The 17127-nt window shown below is 56.7% G+C and carries 17 protein-coding genes; 1 reads left to right on the top strand and 16 read right to left on the bottom strand.

Annotated features, from left to right (window positions below; all coding sequences use genetic code 11):
* Nucleotides 1–20 precede the first annotated feature (20 nt).
* Complete coding sequence (locus AACT07_RS03875; protein ID WP_083249911.1) at nucleotides 21–2285, top strand: DUF927 domain-containing protein; 2265 nt, start codon at nucleotides 21–23, stop codon at nucleotides 2283–2285.
* A gap of 521 nt (nucleotides 2286–2806) precedes the next feature.
* Here the strand turns inward: AACT07_RS03875 and AACT07_RS03870 are convergent.
* The 16 genes from AACT07_RS03870 to AACT07_RS03795 form a co-directional block, all read right to left on the bottom strand.
* Complete coding sequence (locus AACT07_RS03870; RefSeq protein ID WP_069526656.1) at nucleotides 2807–3136, bottom strand: DMT family transporter; 330 nt, start codon at nucleotides 3134–3136, stop codon at nucleotides 2807–2809.
* A 42-nt stretch (nucleotides 3137–3178) separates the two neighbouring features.
* Nucleotides 3179–3565, bottom strand: a complete 387-nt coding sequence (locus AACT07_RS03865) for a DMT family transporter (RefSeq protein ID WP_069526655.1) — start codon at nucleotides 3563–3565, stop codon at nucleotides 3179–3181.
* A 19-nt stretch (nucleotides 3566–3584) separates the two neighbouring features.
* Nucleotides 3585–4286 (bottom strand): hypothetical protein, encoded by a 702-nt coding sequence (locus tag AACT07_RS03860; protein ID WP_069526654.1) that lies wholly within the window; start codon nucleotides 4284–4286, stop codon nucleotides 3585–3587.
* Nucleotides 4287–4297: 11 nt separating this feature from the next.
* Nucleotides 4298–4918: a phosphate propanoyltransferase gene (locus AACT07_RS03855; protein ID WP_069526653.1), complete on the bottom strand. Its 621-nt coding sequence runs from the start codon at nucleotides 4916–4918 to the stop codon at nucleotides 4298–4300.
* A complete protein-coding gene (locus AACT07_RS22380; RefSeq protein ID WP_069526652.1) occupies nucleotides 4915–5367 on the bottom strand; it encodes a BMC domain-containing protein in 453 nt (150 codons plus the stop codon). The genes AACT07_RS03855 and AACT07_RS22380 overlap by 4 nt, the downstream gene beginning before the upstream one ends.
* Before the next feature lie 12 nt (nucleotides 5368–5379).
* Nucleotides 5380–6327, bottom strand: coding sequence for a choline TMA-lyase-activating enzyme (gene cutD / locus AACT07_RS03845; protein ID WP_069526651.1), 948 nt, complete (start codon nucleotides 6325–6327; stop codon nucleotides 5380–5382).
* Nucleotides 6328–6440: 113 nt separating this feature from the next.
* On the bottom strand, nucleotides 6441–9827 hold the full coding sequence (gene cutC, locus AACT07_RS03840) for a choline trimethylamine-lyase (RefSeq protein WP_069526650.1): 3387 nt from the start codon (nucleotides 9825–9827) through the stop codon (nucleotides 6441–6443).
* Nucleotides 9828–9852: 25 nt separating this feature from the next.
* Nucleotides 9853–11007, bottom strand: coding sequence for a 1-propanol dehydrogenase PduQ (locus tag AACT07_RS03835; RefSeq protein ID WP_069526649.1), 1155 nt, complete (start codon nucleotides 11005–11007; stop codon nucleotides 9853–9855).
* Nucleotides 11008–11022: 15 nt separating this feature from the next.
* Nucleotides 11023–11280, bottom strand: a complete 258-nt coding sequence (locus tag AACT07_RS03830) for a EutN/CcmL family microcompartment protein (RefSeq protein ID WP_042056263.1) — start codon at nucleotides 11278–11280, stop codon at nucleotides 11023–11025.
* Nucleotides 11281–11306: 26 nt separating this feature from the next.
* Nucleotides 11307–12893: an acetaldehyde dehydrogenase (acetylating) gene (locus tag AACT07_RS03825; protein WP_069526648.1), complete on the bottom strand. Its 1587-nt coding sequence runs from the start codon at nucleotides 12891–12893 to the stop codon at nucleotides 11307–11309.
* 53 nt (nucleotides 12894–12946) lie between these two features.
* Nucleotides 12947–13228, bottom strand: a complete 282-nt coding sequence (locus AACT07_RS03820) for a BMC domain-containing protein (RefSeq protein ID WP_017408466.1) — start codon at nucleotides 13226–13228, stop codon at nucleotides 12947–12949.
* An 11-nt stretch (nucleotides 13229–13239) separates the two neighbouring features.
* Entirely contained in the window at nucleotides 13240–13524 is a 285-nt protein-coding gene (locus AACT07_RS03815; RefSeq protein WP_042080492.1) for a BMC domain-containing protein, read from the bottom strand.
* 16 nt (nucleotides 13525–13540) lie between these two features.
* On the bottom strand, nucleotides 13541–13819 hold the full coding sequence (locus tag AACT07_RS03810) for a BMC domain-containing protein (protein WP_010634659.1): 279 nt from the start codon (nucleotides 13817–13819) through the stop codon (nucleotides 13541–13543).
* A 721-nt stretch (nucleotides 13820–14540) separates the two neighbouring features.
* On the bottom strand, nucleotides 14541–14954 hold the full coding sequence (locus AACT07_RS03805; RefSeq protein WP_253182221.1) for a FidL-like protein: 414 nt from the start codon (nucleotides 14952–14954) through the stop codon (nucleotides 14541–14543).
* Nucleotides 14955–15055: 101 nt separating this feature from the next.
* Nucleotides 15056–15865, bottom strand: a complete 810-nt coding sequence (locus AACT07_RS03800) for a transcriptional regulator (protein WP_069526646.1) — start codon at nucleotides 15863–15865, stop codon at nucleotides 15056–15058.
* Nucleotides 15866–15886: 21 nt separating this feature from the next.
* Nucleotides 15887–16459, bottom strand: a complete 573-nt coding sequence (locus AACT07_RS03795) for a TetR/AcrR family transcriptional regulator (protein WP_042056255.1) — start codon at nucleotides 16457–16459, stop codon at nucleotides 15887–15889.
* Between the last annotated feature and the right edge of the window lie 668 nt (nucleotides 16460–17127).

The following is a 17127-nucleotide window of genomic DNA, read 5'->3' as shown; positions in this document are numbered from 1 at the left end:
AGTAAGCGGAGGGAGATGCAATGACAACGGTATTCCAAAGAACTGTTGGTTCCGGGAATCGTAGTAGTCCTCCATCCCGGGCCGGTGCCTTCCTCAAGTTTGCAGACCTGGATGACCTGCAGGTTGTCGTGATCCACACCGGTGAACAAGCCAGCAGGGATGCTGGCATCAGGGCGACCCTACAGCGTGCTCATAATGACGCGATAGCAGCAGAGAACCCGATTGACCCGGAGCTCGAACCGGAGCAAGTGCTGTACGTGGGGCCGGCCCAACTAGACGAAGGGGGCAAGCTTTACAAAATGGCAGATCGTGATGCCACCAAGCGGGTCATCGTTCACCAGTATGGCAATCTGCACTCTAAGAAAGCCAAACGCCTGATCATGGCTCTACGTGAGCAAGCTCCGAGGGCTGAGATCTATCGTGCCTACCAAGGGCAGAATGCTGAGCCTTGGCCGCTGGTGGATATCGTTGCTTTCGAACAGACATTGGAGGTGACCCCAAACACCGATGAAGCGCCCTGGATGGTTAATGTAGCCCCACTTCATCTGGTGAAAGGTGAGCCAGAGGAGGGGCAAGCATTACCGGCTGGATTTGAGGTGAGAGGCTCGCGTTTGTGTGCCCTGACGACCGTCGGTAGAGGGGAGGATGCCCGGCAAGAGTGGCTCCCAATTGCCAGCCCCATCCACGTGTTGGCTGAAACCTCCGATGAGCAAGGCCGAGGCTATGGCCGATTGCTCGAGTGGCGAGACAGTGCCGGGCGCGTGCGCCAGTGGGCCATGCCGGTGCGTTCCTTGGTCCCGCGCAATGGTGAAGAGGTGTTTGCCGCACTACTGGATGCGGGGCTGCCCTTTATCGATCTCAGCCACAAACGCAGGCTTGCGGCCTACCTGATGAGCTGCCAACCAAAGCGGCGTATCACCTGTGTCGAGCGAACAGGATGGCATGGCAAGGCTTATGTGCTGCCAGGGGGCGCTATTGGGCCGGATGCCGAGCGGGTCATTCTGCAGACTGCCGGCTACACCAGTAGCGACTTTACTGAGCACGGTACCCTGGCCGGCTGGCAACAGGGGGTTGCAGGGCTGGCCGTGGGCAACTCTCGGCTCTGCTTTGCGCTGTCCTTGGCCTTTGCGGCCCCTCTGCTTTCCTTGGTCGGCATGGAGGGCGGAGGCTTTCACCTCAAGGGGGAGAGTACCGACGGCAAAACCACTGTGATGAAGGCGGCCGCCAGTGTCTACGGTCACCCGGACCGCTATGCCCAAACCTGGCGGGCGACCGGCAACGCCATCGAGGGGATCGCCAGCCGGCGCAATGATGCCCTGCTCTGTCTGGATGAACTGGGTGAGCTGGACGGGCGGGAGGCTGGTCAGACTGCCTATATGCTGGCCAACGGCCAAGGTAAGGGCCGCAGTAAACAGGATGGCGAGCTGAGAGAGCGGAAAGCCTGGCGGTTGCTGTTCCTCTCCACCGGTGAGCTGAGTCTTGAGGACCATGCCGCCAGTGCTGGGAAGATTACCCAGGCCGGAATGGAGGTGCGGACAATCCAGATCCCCAGTGATACCGGGCACCATGGCGCCTTTGAGTGGCTTCATGGCATGGATGGCGGCCGTAGTTTTGCCGATACCCTCAAAACCAACTCAGAAGAGCATCATGGCATCGCTTTTCGCACCTATGCGCAAGCTCTGACCCAGGCGACAGATGAACACAGTGAGCGGTTGAGGGCTGAGATTAAGCAGTTGGCTGCCGAGCTGACACCCAAGGGGGCGGGTAATCAGGTAGGGCGAGCCATCAACCGGTTTGCGTTGGTAGCGGCGGCTGGGGAACTGGCCACCCGATTGGGGGTGACCGGCTGGCCAGAGGGAGAAGCCATCAGGGCGGTGAGGGTCTGTCTCAAGGCATGGCTGGCAGAACGGGGACACCTGGGAAATCAGGAGGACTCAGCCACCCTGTTGCAGGTACGTGGTTTTGTCTTTGCCCACCAGTTCACACGTTTTGCTGATTGGTTCGATGCCAACCACCGGCCAGCCAATATGGTGGGCTACCGTAAGGTGGAGTCGGATAGCGTGAGCTTCTTTGTGCTGCCCCAAGGCTGGCTTGAGATCACCAAAGGGAGAGACCCCAAACGAGCGGCCATCTTGTGCCTTGAGGCCGGCTATCTTCTTACTGGCAAAGACAAGAAGCGGTTACAGCGACAGGTCAGATTGCCGGGTATGGGGAAGGGGATGAGGGTCTATGTACTGGGAGAGAGAGTATTGGGTGATGAAGGAGATTGCTTAGAGGATGATTAACCCCAATTAGCAGGAGCCAAGGGCCACCGAGTGTGGCCCTTTCCATTTCGGCCTTGTGCGCGCGCGTGAAAGAACAAGCAATAATGGTGGCTACAGTGGCTACACCACAACAAAACACCGCTGTGGGCCTTATGTATCAAGGGATAGAGGTGTAGCCACCAGGCTTATTTTTAGTGGCTACACAATGGCTACAGTGGCTACACGACAGTGCCTGCGTGGATGGTTTAGAGGGGGAGAGTTATGCAGTAGTTTTAGTCATCTATTTTTGCACTTAGAAAGTTAGAAATTTTCCATTTTTTCTGCATGAGTAAGCTATTTAAATTGGTACGGCACTTATGTTGCACATATGATACTTGGTCAAAAATAGAATTTTATTTAGGTGCTGCATGAATGTTTTTTAGATGAACGAATATGTAGCTGGTGACGTATGTTGTTTAACCTGCTTTTCTGTCCAGATAATACCTAGTGGCTTTTAAAGTAACGGGAACCTTTGCCGATAATGGTGAAGGCTCCCGTACAATTTACATCGCAGAGAATACATTCATAATCACACCGCCTGAAATAATCAAAATCATAGCTGCTATTGCGGGTAAATCAGGCTTCTGCTTATACAGAATCATAGAGCAAATTGTAACGCCAACGATACCAAATCCACACCAAAGTGAATAGGCAACGCCTACGGGGATTGTACTCATTGCACGTGTCAGAGCGAAGTAACAAAGGCTGTAGGCACAAACGACTAATGCTGATGGAGCTAGCTTGCTAAATCCATTAGTTTTTTTAATCATTGAGGTGCCAGTTATTTCAGAGCCGATGGACAGTGCTAGCCATAAAAAACCTATGTTAAACATGGTGTATATTCCTTAATTTTAATTATCAGATTGTTAGCGTTGTTATTTTGAAGCTTCGCCTGATGAGGCGTCATCTTCTTCACTACCCATTTTTGAAAATACGTTCATTATAACTATGCCACTTGCAATAACTGCCATCCCGATAATGGCTGCGGTGTCTGGATGTTGGCCATAAAAAGCCATACCTAATGTAGATACGACTAAAATTCCTGTGCCAGACCAAGTAGCGTAGGCAAGTCCAACTGGAATATCTTTTACCGCACGAGAGAGTGAGTAGTAGCAGGTACAATAGAGCAGTACGAGCAAGCCGAGCAGTAGCATCTTAGTGACGCCCTCACTGCTACCGAACATTTTTAAGGTGGAGGTTGCCGATGTTTCGGACACAATCACCAACAGCATCCATAACCAACATTTTGCTTTTGAAGACATAACTTAAACTCCGGGGTTGTTATTTAAGGTAAGGTTCTCTTTCTTTTTTACTGTTTTTCAAAAAATCAATCGCTGCATCGGTTAGCTGTGCCGTGGGGGCACGGGCCAGCATCGGGTTCATCTCCACATCGCTGACGGTGAGATAGCGTCGTGGGGGGCTCGCCGTATTCACTGGTTTCAAGTCTGCAAAGTGGTCCGATGCCAATTTATCTAGCAGCTCATTCATGGTGCATAAGGTAACGCCAATCTCGTTCAGACCTGTTAGTGCAGCCTGCATATGCCCGGCATACGCCGTGTTCGTTTGCGCACCCAAAAGTTGATTTAGTTCACTCGTGGGATCGCAGTGATAGCGCAGTGCAAGTACCGGCAAGCCGCTCAGCAGGGCATCGTGCAGCCGCCGGGCCACGGGGCTTTGCAGCGAGCCGTTCAGCAGGTCCATCGCCAGCGGATAGTCGAGAAAGGGCAGCACCAGCGCGCGATAGGGGGCGAGCGGTAGGGCCTGTTGCCAGACGTTGGCCGGCACTGTCTCCCCCAGCGGTTGCCACAGCGCGCCATCCTCGATCTCTTCTGCCAGTGCAAGCTGCAGGGGCTGCCCACAGCTGGCCAGACGGTTTCGAATGGCCTGCCGATAGCCCTGGGCCGCGGTCACCATCACCAGCAGTGGCGGCTGTAGGCGCCTGAGCATCTGTTCGACCAAGCGTTCAATCTGTTCGTCGGTCATGGGGATCTCCGTTAGCCGAGCAGCCTGACCTGCGCGCCGTTTTTCAGTCCGGCGGCGTTGGCCTCTTCGGTATCGATGTGAAATTCCAGGGCGAAATCCTCGCGCACCCGCACCACCACCTCATCGAAGGTCAACTGGCGCTCGCCGTCGCTGCGCACGCTCACCTTCTGGCCATTGGTCACGTTCAGCTGGCGGGCGTCTTGTGGCGAGAGGTGGATATGCCGCCAGGCGCAGATCACCTGGGATCGCAACTCCACGTGGCCGGCGGGGCCGATGAGCAGCGCGCTGCCGGTATTTTCCAGCTGGCCGGACTCACGGACTGGTGCCTTGATACCGAGGGTGAAGCAGTCGGCGCGGGAGATCTCCAGCTGTGAAACCGGCCGGGTCGGGCCGAGCACCCGCACCCGGGTTAGCGAGCCTTTGGGGCCGACCACGGTGACGCACTCTTCGGCGGCAAATTGGCCCGGTTGGCGCAGCGGTTTGAGCGGTGTCAAGGTGTAGCCCTTGCCGAACAAGGCTTCCACATCCTGCTGTGCCAGGTGAACGTGGCGATTCGAGATGCCGACCGGGATCGCCGGGCTGACCAGGCTCAGACGGGCGGCGATCTTTTGATGCAACTGGGGATCGATCATGCTTTCTTCCCTTTTCTTGCCGCGGCCTGTCTGTCTTCCGCCTGATCCCCAGCAGGCTGGCTGGCCGGTGGAGTGGCCGGTTCGGTATCGGCACCGCTTGGCAGTGGCAGGGCTGGGGCTGCACCTGTTGCGGCCGTCAGCTCGGTGCTGGTGCTGGCCGGTGCGCGCGGCGGGTAGCCCTTGAGGTTGCTAAGCGCCGCTACTGCGCTTGGCTCCGGGCGTGCAATCACCAGTGAATGGACCTGCTGGTCGATAGTGGCAGCCACTGCTACACCACGCTCGATAGCGGTGTGGATGGCGCTGATCTCCCCTTGGAAGCAGACACTCACCAGCCCAGAACCCACCTTGCGATAACCGATGCAGGTGACGCTTGCGGCTTTGCAAGCAGCGTCCACGGCCTGAATGGCGGCGATCAATCCTCGCGTTTCAATTACGCCCAAACTTTTCATCGTCGACTCCTTTTAGTGGCGGACCAAGCGAATATCGAAATCAAATTGTGCAAAGAAGGCCTCCAGCCGATCCAATTCATCCGGCGTGTAAGAGGGGTCTTGCGTAATCGGGTAGGGTATATCCAGCCGTTCATATTTCTTGCGGCCCAGCTGGTGGTACGGCAGCATGTCGATCCGCAGGATATTTCCCCGCTTTGCCAATTTCTGTACATATTCGATGGCGCCGGTAATGGCATCCCATGAATCGTTATATCCACGGATTAGTGGCATACGCACAATCACCTTGGCGCCGTAATCAACCAGCCATTCCAGATTGCGGCGAATACCTTCATTGCCGATACCCAGCATCGCTTTATGCTGCTCGCTGTTGATTTGCTTGATATCGAACAAAAAGGTATCGGTGACGGGCGCCAGCTGCTGGTAATTGGCCAGCGAGGTGGTGCCCTGGGTCTCGATGGCGGTATTGATCATCATCTTCTTGCATTCGCTAAACAGCGCGACGGCAAAGTCGGTCTGCAGGCTCATCTCGCCGCCGCCGATGGTGACACCACCGCCGGAGGAGATGTAAAAGTCATAGTCCTGCATGATGATCTCCATCAGCTCGCTGACGGTGACATCCTTGCCCATGATGTCCAGTGCATGCTGGGTGCAGACCTCTTCGCATTTGCGGCAGCCGATGCAATCTTTATTGCGATCGACGAAGTGTTTCATGCTGCCGTTCTCTTCGGCCCGGTAATGGACTCCGGCCGGACAGACATTCACGCAGTCACCGCAGTTGATGCATTTGTCGTGCGAGAACATCACCTGAAATTGGCTGCTGAGCCCTTCAGGGTTGGCGCACCAGGGACAGCGAAGGTTGCAGCCCTTGAAAAAAACCAGCGTGCGAATGCCATCGCCGTCATATATCGAATATTTCTGGATATTGAATATGCGGCCGGTTAATTCATTATTTGCGATCACGCTTGCCTCCTCTCCGGATGTGGCAGGCCGCAGTCGCATTATTTGCGACCTGCCATTGCGGAGTACTTCCGGTTATTTTGGTGATTAAGAAAGACGGGTTACCAACGCATCGATCAGAACTTCTCAATCACGGTGCGGCTGATGATCTCGTCCTGCACCTCTTTGCACAGCTCGACGAAATAGGCACTGTAGCCGGCGACGCGCACGATGAGGTCGCGGTACTTCTCCGGCTCCTGCTGCGCCTTTTTCAGCACTTCGTTGTCGACATAGCTGAACTGCATCTGGCCATTGCCGAGGATGGAGGCGGTGCGCAGCAGGGTGATGAGTCCATGCCGTCCCTCCTGGGTATCCAGCAGCCCCTTGAGGAACTTGAAGTTATGCACCATGCCGATGTTCATGGTCTCCACGTTCATCTTGCTGACGGACTTGATGATGGCCGTCGGTCCCTGCTTGTCCGCTCCCTGGGTCGGGCTGATGCCGTCGGAGAGCGGCATCCAGGCCAGACGCCCGTTCGGCGTGGCGTTGGTTAGTTCGCCGATAGGCGTGTTGTTGGAGATGGAGAGGGTACCGTGGCTCAGGGTGGAGTAGAGCATCTTGTACTTGCGGCACTCTCGCTCGGTCCACTCGGTGATATCCAGCGCGTACTGGTCGACGTAGTTGTCGTCGTTGCCGTACTTGGGCGCATTGAGGCAGTCTCGGCGCAGCGCTTCAAACCCTTCGAAGTTGGCCAGCAGCGCATCGCGGATCTGCTCCAGGGTGTATCTCTGCTCCTCGAACACCAGCTTGCGGATTGCCGCCATGGAGTCGACATAGGTCGCCAGTCCCGAGAAGATGAGCCCCGGACCGTGGTTGACCACGGCGCCACCGGCGGAAACATCCTTACCCTTCTCCATACAGCCTTCCACCAGCAGTGACATTAGTGGTTTTGGGGCCACGTCGCGGTGAACGCGCTGGCTGATCACTGTGCCGATTGCTGAGAGACGGACAATGTGGGCAATCTGCCGTTTGACCGCTTCATCGAACTTTTCAAAAGTAGTCAGCTCACGCAGATCGCCGGTATCTATCCCCTGGTAACTGTTGAACAGCACCATCCGTCCCCGGTTGAGCACGAACTCGATGGCTATCGGCCACTGGGTGTAACCGGTGGAGGTCCACTGATAGATTCGTCCCGATTTTTGCGGCTCGACACAGCCCATCAGGCAGTAGTCGCGGGCGTCTTCAAAGTCGAAGCCCTTGCGCAGCATCATCTTGATGTGGGAGTCGTCGAAGTGGCAGGCCGGGAAACCCATCCCCGCCTTCACGACGTCGACGATCTTCTCCATGTATTTCTGCGGTGATTGGTTGTGAATGCGGCAGGCCAGCGACGGCTGGTAGACCTTCACGAAACGCACGGCATCCATGATGAGGTAGGTCAGATCGTTGCAGGCATCGCCGCCGCTGCGCTTCTGGCCGCCCACGGTCAGGTTGATGAAGGGCTGATAGCCGGCGAAATATTTCGCCCCCAGCTCGCTCGACATCCACATCAGCTCGGCACACTTGATGATGAAGGCCTGCATCAGCTCGAGCGCGCTTTCGTGGGTCAGGCGACCTTCGCGGATATCCGCTTCGAACATTGGATAGCAGTACTGGTCGACTCGACCGAGTGACAGGCCGGTCTGGTTCTCTTCGATCTCGAACAGCGACTCCACCGTCCAGATGCTCTGCAGCGCTTCTTGCAGGGTCTTTGGCGGGTTGGCCGGTACATTCTCGTTCACCTCTGCGATGATCAGCAGCTCGGCGCGACGCTGAGCGTCCTGCTCTTTGGCCGCCAGTTCGCGGGCATGGGCCGCGATGCGGCGGGCGTAGTTGACCACCCCTTCGCAGGTTTCGATCGCTGCCTTGTAGTAGTAGATGCGATCGATGTCGTCCGGGTTCTCCATGCTCAGCTGGTCGAGGTGGGCCTGGGCGTCGGCCTTGATGCCGTTCATCCCCTTGGTGAACAGCAGCACGTCGTAGCCCGGGCAGGTGTCGCCGCCCCCGTTGATCTGGTGGTAGGAGAGGTCGCTGACGAAGGTCTCGCCACTGAAAGCCCAGACGCCGGCTTCCCGGTATTGCGCTTCGCAAATCTCGTCCAGCGAGCGGCCTTCCCAGAATGGTACTATCTCTTCGCGGATGGTTTTCTTATCCGCTTCGCTGATTTCAAAGGGATCTTGCGGACGGGTGCTCATGGTATCGAGCTCGTCACGTACCCAGCGCCAGGCTATGTCCGGCGAGAAGGCGCCGGCGCGCGGCTTGCCGCACGGGTGGCCGACGATCAGCTCGTCGTTCTGGATAAGGATGGGGGCGGTTTCACAGGCGTGGCGGAACGCCTTGGCCCGCAGCAAGATGGTCGGCATGCCTGGGTTGGCCTTGACGACCTCGGTAAAGGCCAGTGCCCGGTAGATGGAGACGCTAGGGCGCACGGTCAGATAGTGGTTGCGCAGGCGCTGCAGGCGCGGCGTCAGCCCCTCCATCACCGGCGTATCGGCACCGGCGGCGAACGGGGCTGCAGAGACGTGCTGCACTCCGCGAAAGAGGCGAACCGGCAGCTTGAGGGCGCTCAGGTTTTGCTGGGCGCAGAGGAACATCTCGGAGAGCGGGTTGATGCTCGCCTGCTCCAGGCTGGCGCCGTGCAGCAGGGCATCAAACATGGGGTAGCCGTCGATGGCGCAGGTGGCGCGCACTTCGCTCAGCTCTGCCAGCTTGAACCACAGGCACTCTACGATCTCGTACGCCTGTTGCTCGGTCAGCGTGCCGTTGGCGATATCGCGCTGGAAGTATGGCAGCAGCGCCTTGTCGGCTCCTTCCGGGTTGACCGCATAGCTGCCGTTATCGAGTTGAAGCGCCAGCTGGAACAGGTAGAACGACTGGCAGGCCTCTTTGAAGTTGCGTGCCGGATGGGCCGGTACATGGTGCAAAATGGCGGCGCTGTCGCGCAGCTCGGCCTGGCGGAACGGGTTGGTTTCGGCGGCGGCCAGGGTTTCGGCGCTGTTGGCCAAGTTCTGTGCCAACGCCATCAGGGCATCGCAGGCGTGTATGGCGGCACGGCAGCCGTTGACCTCGTCCATGCCGCTACGGCTGACGGCGCTGCCCAGCGCGCGGGTTTTCTCTTCCAACTGCAGCTTGATGGCCAGCACGCCCTTCTCCACCACCAGCTTGTAGTCGGGGGAGTCGATGGCGTTGTTCAGATTCAGGAACTGAAAGGTAGACGGACGCTGCCCAGCACTTTCATCGTGAAATATGGCGCCGTGGGGGGTACGGGTCTGGTTGCCGACAATCAGTTCGTCGGCACTGATAGTCAGCGGCAGTTGGCGCATCAGTTCGTAAAAACGGCGTGCCGGTTTGACTGCGGCGGGAATGCCTGCGATGTCACCGTCCAGCCTGCTCAGAATCGTTGCGTGTTCGCTGCACAAGGTGCTGCTGTGCGCTAATAAACGTTCAGCCAGCACGTTGATGCGCGGTGTTAAGCTGTAGTGTGCCATGAGGTAAGTTCTCCTGTTCTTGTTCTTAGTGGCTGGGGGCTGTGTTGCCACGCCATGCCTTACGATAGAGTTCGGTTAATGCCCACTCATCCGGTGTGCGCGGGTTGGTTGGGGTACAGTTGTCGCGCAGCGCCTGACTGACCATCTCCGACAGCCGCAAGTCGAAATCGGCAGCGAGGAGGCCGGTATCGCCAATGCTGGCCGGCATCTTCATCTCGTCTTTGAGTGCCTGGATGGCCACCAGCAGGCTGTTTACCCCCTCGCGCGGCGTATTGGCTGGCAGGTCCAGCAGGTGGGCCAGGCGAGCATATTTGTGGGCTGCCGGGGTATCACACTGCCCCTCATAGTCGGCGTTCCATGCCACGACCTGCGCCATCAGGAGCGCGTTGGCTCGTCCGTGCGGGACGCGGAACACGCCGCCGAGGGCATGAGCCAGGCTGTGGGTGATGCCGAGCGAGGCGTTAGTGAAGGCCATGCCAGCCATGCATGAGGCGTTGTGCATCTTCTCCCGTGCCAGCAGATCGTGACCGTTGCGCCAGCAAGCGGGCAGGTAGCGAAAGACCTGTTGCACCACCTTCTCCGCCAATGCGTCGGAAAAATCGCTGGCCGCCCGGGAGACATAGGCCTCCAGCGCATGGCACAGCACGTCCATCCCGGTGTCGGCGGTGATGGCTGGCGGTACCGATGCAACCAGCGAGGGATCGAGAATGGCGATATCCGGCAGCAATGACGGGTCGACCAGCACCAGCTTCTCGCTGCGGGCCTTGACCACCGAGAAGCTGGTCACTTCCGAACCGGTGCCGCTGGTAGTCGGGATGGCCACGAAGCAGGGGCGCTCGCGCCCCAAATTCGGGCGAGTTTGCGCCAGAGCGAACATGACCGCTTTGGCTGCATCAATCACCGAACCGCCACCCAGGGCGATCACCAGATCCGGATAGCAGCTGTCCATGAGTTTCATGCCGCGCACTACCGTTGTTATGTCCGGATCAGCCACAACATCGTCCCAGAGCTGGAATGCGATGCCGCGTTGGCGCAGGATCTGCGTCACCCGGTCGGCCAGGCCAACTTGCACCATCACCTGATCGGTGACCAGCAGCGCCTGGCGGGCCGGCTGTTCGGCTAGGGCAGACAATGCGTCCTGACCGAAGCGGATCCGGGGTTTCAGCAAAAATTCACTCATTGGGTCATTTACTCCTCAAGCGTCCCGAAACACCTTCTCGACAATGGCGACCACCGACATGGCCTTGTAGCGGTCTCTGTTGAGCGCGAGGTACTCCTCGGCCAGAACGATGTCGTGCATGCCTGCGCCGACACTATCGATGGCGACCCAAGAGCGGTCCTTCATCGGTTGTTGCTGATCGTCCAGCTGGGTGATCAACAGCAGGTTGCTGCCGCGCAGCTCATCGCACTTCTGCGTGGCGACGACATGTCCGGTTACCTTTGCGAGAATCATGGTTTTTATCGCCTTATCTCAATGGGTTACTTGCCAAGACGCTCAAGCACCTGACGGATGACCCGCTCCACGTTCTGCTCGCTGATCTCGCCGCCGACCTCGGCGGTGGCGCCGGCAAAGCGGTTGTCGGCGCTGTGGCAGGTTGGCGTCTGGGCACTGAAGCGAGCATCGTCTAGGATGCTGCAGTGCTGGGGCGCTGCCGGGGCGGAGCTTGCGGGCTGCACCGCAACCGGTTGGATGGGGGCTCGCAGCTCTTCGATGGTGCGTACGCCGTAACCCACCTTGCGGATGTTGAGCAGGTTCATCGGGCCGACGTTGTCGGAGCTGGAGCCTCCGCCAACGGCTCCGCAGCCGAGGGTCAGTGCTGGCGTTAGGTTGGTAGTGGCCCCAATGCCACCGAGGGCGGCTGGGGTGTTGATCAGGATTCGGTGGACCGGTTTTTCTAGGCTGAACTGGCGGATCACATCCTGGTTGCGGGTATGGATCACCAGAGTGTGGCCAAGGCCTTCGTTGGTCAGCAGCTCAACCACCCGATGACAGGCGGCTCTCCACTCTTCTTCCACGTAGAGGCCGAGCACCGGGCACAGCTTTTCACGGGAGTAGGGGTTACTGTGGGAGACGGTGGTCTGCTCGGCCACCAGCACGCGGGTGCTGGGTGGTACGCTGAAACCGGCCAGCTGGCTGAGATGAAATGCGGTCTTGCCCACAACTTTCGGGTTGATGGTGCCGTTCGGGCGCAGCAGCAGGGCGGCCATCTTGGCGGCCTCGTCTTCGTTCATGAAGTAGGCGCCCTGGGCTGCCAGCTCGCGATGAACCTCGTCGTAGATGCAGCGTTCGACGATGATCGACTGTTCGGAGGCGCAAATCACGCCGTTGTCGAAGGTCTTGCTGGTGATGATGTCCTTCACCGCTTGGTGAATGTCGGCACTGCGTTCGATAAAGGCCGGGCCGTTGCCCGGGCCGCCGCTGATGGTCGGAGTGCCGGAGGCATAGGCCGCGCGCACCATGCCTTCGCCACCGGTTGCAAGGATCAGTGATACGTCCTTGCTATGCATCAGCTCGGAGGTCGCCTCCAGGGTCAGCTGGGTAACGCCGTCCACGATACCCGCCGGAGCCCCGGCGGCTTCGGCGGCACGCTTGACGATTTCTATGGCTTTCCAGCTGCACTGGCGTGCGCCCGGATGCGGCGAAAAGATGATGGCATTGCCTGCCTTGAGGGCGATCAGAGTTTTGTAGAAGATGGTGGAAGTCGGGTTGGTGGAGGGTACCAGCGCACATATCACGCCCAGCGGCACGCCCACGTCCATCACTTTTTTCACCTGATCGTCATGAATGATCCCGACGGTCTTCATCTCTTTGATGGCATCGTAAACGTGTAGCGAAGCGAACCGGTTTTTCAACACCTTGTCCTGCCAGTTGCCAAAGCCTGTTTCTTCTGCGGCCATTTTTGCCAGCGTTTCGGCATGGCGCGCGGCTTCTTCGGCCACGTTCTTCACGATGGCGTCGATTTTCTGCTGCGAAAAGGTGGCCATAATCACCTGTGCCTGCTTGGCGTTGCGCACCAGTTCTCTCGCGTTCTGGCGGGAGAGCAAATCGGTATCGAGTTCAATCATGAATCTATCCTTCATCAGACTAAAAAAGTGCGGGCGGGGCGTGCCCTCTCAGGTTATGCCTTGTGCTGCGCCGCTATTTTTTCGATGTCGTTGTGCGGGCGGGCGATTACGCGAGAGGTGACCACTTCGCCAATGCGTTTCGCCGCTTCCACACCGGAATCCACCGCCGCATTGACCGCACCGACGTCGCCTTTCACCATGGCGGTGACCAGGCCTGAGCCGACGTTCTCATAGCCGATCAGCTCGACGTTGGCGGCCTTGCACATGGCATCAGCCGCTTCAATGCAGGCCACCAGACCTTTGGTCTCAATCAGACCAAGTGCTTCTTTCATCATGTTCTCTCCCGTTATTCGGAAATTTTGTAGTGGGCGACAATCTTGCTGATGTCACTGTGCGGACGGGCGATAACCAAGGAAGTCACCACTTCACCAATGCGTTGTGCAGACTCCACGCCCGAGTCCACAGCGGCTTTGACTGCCCCCACGTCGCCTTTCACCATCGCGGTGACTAGGCCAGAGCCGACGTTCTCATAACCGATCAATTCGACGTTGGCGGCCTTGCACATGGCATCAGCCGCTTCAATACAGGCCACCAGGCCTTTTGTTTCAATCAAACCCAATGCATCACCCATTTGAACTCTCCTAGCCTTAAGCCTTGTGTTTAATGACGATTTTGTTGATGTCGTTGTGCGGCCGAGCGATAACCAGCGAGGTCACCACTTCACCGATGCGCTGTGCCGACTCCACGCCAGAATCCACCGCCGCCTTCACTGCGCCGACATCCCCCTTCACCATGACAGTGACCAGGCCGGAGCCGATGTTTTCATAGCTGATCAGTTCGACATTGGCGGATTTACACATGGCATCCGCAGCTTCAATGCAGGCCACCAGACCTTTAGTTTCGATAAGCCCCAATGCATCACCCATGGTGATCTCCTCAGAACAGGTTGTGTTGTGTGGTTAAGGAACTCCGTCCGTGTCACGGCGTTGAGCCACGGTTGCGGTGTTCAATCGCCACTATAGGTACTGGCGGTATTTGTGGAATTTGAATCTGCAAAAATGAAATATTTAGTTTGTTGTTCTGAATTTATTGTTTTTATAAGTCGCATTTATCTATTTATGCTGCGGCCACGAGACTGTTTTATGCCTTGCATAAGGCCGAATTCAGGCCCGGGAAAAGATCGTTGGCTGATGTTAATGGGTTGTTGTGTTATGGGGGCCGAGAGGTAATTTGGCCGGCAGCTAACTGTGGCGGAGCTCATGTTTTGCCGGCGACGCTAAATGTAAAAAGTGAGCCGGGTGTGACGGGAAGGAGAGATAAAGGTAGTGACGGCGGGCCAGACGGGGGAGGTTGCATTGAGAGCGGGCGCGAGTCATGTGGATGCCGGCGTGAGGGGGGATGGTACGGGCTGGAAAAGTAGCGGGAACCGGTCCTGCCTGGTGATGCGCAAGGGGCGTCTTGTCGGCACGGATGTGTAGTCGGGGGAAGGGGTGGCCGGCAGTCACCACGGCACTGCCTTTAGGGCAAACAGGCGGACAGGTCGCATTGGGGTGGCGTCATAGGGGCTTGCGCGGGTCAGCTTGTGGGGCAGGGCGATATGTGCGCGTCGTCGACGCTTGGGTCGGGATTGCCGCCGTATTGCCGGAACTAGTTCAGTTTGCTGCCGGATTTGAGGGTGCAGATCCAGAGCGGCGAGTTGATGGAGCTCAGCAGTATGGCCTGCTGATTGAGCCGCTGGGCACTCAGAAACAGCCCATCGTGACTGTCGGACATCTCGCGCATGAAGTAGTCGAAGATCACGTCCGGCGACTGATCGATGGAGGAGGCGCTCGCTTCCCATTTGTTGATGCGGTATTGACGCTCGGTGGAGGAGACCCGGTTGCTGCTGTAGGTAAACGTGACGTAGCGCTGGAGGTAGAGCCAGCCTGCGGCCGAATCGGTATAGCCTTCAACCACCATGGAGCCTTTCCCCTGGCGGCCGAAATTGAAGTGGATGTTGCCGTTGACGTTCTCTTTGTTCATGTCCTCAAAGCGCATGATGCCTTTGGTGGCGCAGCTCATGATGCCATCATTTTCGGTAGGTAGCTGATAACAGGCATAGACTGCCGCAGCTAGGAATACTGAGCAGGACAAAAGAAAGAAGGGACGCGGCGCAAGTTTCATCACGGCTTCCAAGAGTAGTAAAAATAGTTATCGCAATAGCTGAACGGGTTGTCTTCGTGCATGGCGCAGTGGGCAAGAAATACCCTGCCCAAACCGTTGGTCTCCAGCCTATCTCCGTAGAAAAACAGAAAACGTTCGCCGGGTTTGCAGTTGATGTTTAAACGCTGCCGCACCTGGTCGAAATGCTCACCGTAGGCAGTGGCGCTGACCGATCGCAGCATCTCGTCGCTGGCCAGCAATTCGCACTGGTTATTGGGGATCTGTGTCATTGAAAGGGGGCGGGGCTCACGGTCATTCAACAGACCGAATGCCACCAGTAGTAGGGCAAAAACGAGCATGCAGCCACCAGCGATATACCAGCATATTCCTCGTGAGTGTGGAGTGAGGGGAAGTTGCCACTCTGCAGGCTCAATTACCGGTTCGGCGGTTGCCACCATGGCTGGTGGGGTCGCTATTTCATTGGGTGGCGTGGGAGCATCATCGATAGGTTCAATTATGACGTCTGGATTCAGCTGCAAATAACCGCGCGATACCGTGATGATGATATTGTCTATATCGTACTGGCGAAAAGCCTTGCGCAATATGCTCAGGTATTGGTTGAGATTGCTGTTCGATGAAGTTAATCCGTTATCATCCCAGACTTTTTTAAGCACCTCGTCTCGGCTCACGATCCCTGTATTTCGTAAGAAAAAATAAAAAAGCGCATTGGCGGTAATGGATAATTGACTGTCCGGCTCAACACTTTCCCGCTGAGTCAAGGAACCATCTGTCGCATCATAAATGAAGCGGGCATTGATGAAGTAGCGCATCTCGGCCTCAATCCATGTGCTTTATATGGGGAGCGTCATATTATGCAAAGTTTCAACCAGCGCCTGACGGTGCGTTGCAATCATGGTGCGCCCTTCGGTTAACTCCGATAGCCAAATACCGTCCGCGGCATAACGTACCAGCGTACCAGTATGGCTATTGTCCAACTCATCTCCTTGCTCTAGATGTGCCTGCATCCAGTCACGCCAACATTTTCGCAACACTGGTTCATCCGGCATGGCCAATGAAAGTACCATTAACTGGCGACTCTCCTGGGTGTCCGTTAATTCAGGGGCAGAAAGATAGTGCAGGTAAGCACGAGTAAAACGGCCATATTCAGTCTTGTCAGCAGCCATCAGTGCTGAGATAGCCTCTTCCATAATTGCCAGTAGACGAGCAAAGAGAGCAAAGATCAGTGATTGCTTATTAGGGAAATGGTGTAGTAATCCACCTTTGCTTACACCGGCTTCAGTGGCTACGGCATTCAAAGACAGAGCTGCGATGCCGTCTCGAGCAGCGATTGTGGCTGCTGACTCCAGCAGTTGTTCCTGCAAACGGACAGGATCTTTTTTACGGTGTGCTGTTTCCATGTTCATTACTGAATCATACCGACCAGACGGTATGATTTTGTTTGATCGCTATCAACTCAGAAGATGTGTTCCAAGACGAGATGCCATTCTTGTGTATTAGGTCACATTTACCCATGTGCCTTGAGGCCGGCTATCAGCTCACAAGTCCAGATAATGATTAGCGACTGCGGTAGGGCAGATTGCCAGGTAAGGGGAAGTCGATGAGGGCCTATGTGCTGGATGAAAGAGTATTGGGTGATGAAGGAGATGACGTAGGGGGTGAATAACCCCAGTGAGCAGGAACCAAGGGCCACGGGTATGCCATTTCGGCGTTGTTAATGAAAGAAGCAAAAATGGTGGCTACAGTGGCGACAAAAAGGGGCTGTAGCCACCCAGTAAGAGGCGTGTAGCCACCTGTAGCCACCACTTTTTTGAGTAGTGGCTACACGACAAACACAGCAATGGCGCGCTCTAGAAGGGAGTTGTAGCCGCGTAGCCACTGTAGCCACCGATTTTTCATATATACAATGCAATCAGTCGATCGAGATCACACGTTTGTCGTTGGAGGCGCATTACTGGGCAAGAAGATGTGAGTCACTTTGATGACTGGGCCTGTATAGGATGATGAGTCAAATGACGACAACCAGTAAGCAATGGCCTAACGAGAGTTCCTCTTGTTTCCTGCTGCTTTTTAA

The organism is Aeromonas sp. ANP5 (assembly GCF_963870295.1).
GTDB classification, from domain to species: domain Bacteria; phylum Pseudomonadota; class Gammaproteobacteria; order Enterobacterales; family Aeromonadaceae; genus Aeromonas; species Aeromonas veronii.
Note: the sequence above shows the minus strand (reverse complement) of the source record. Positions and strands in the feature narration are given on the sequence as shown.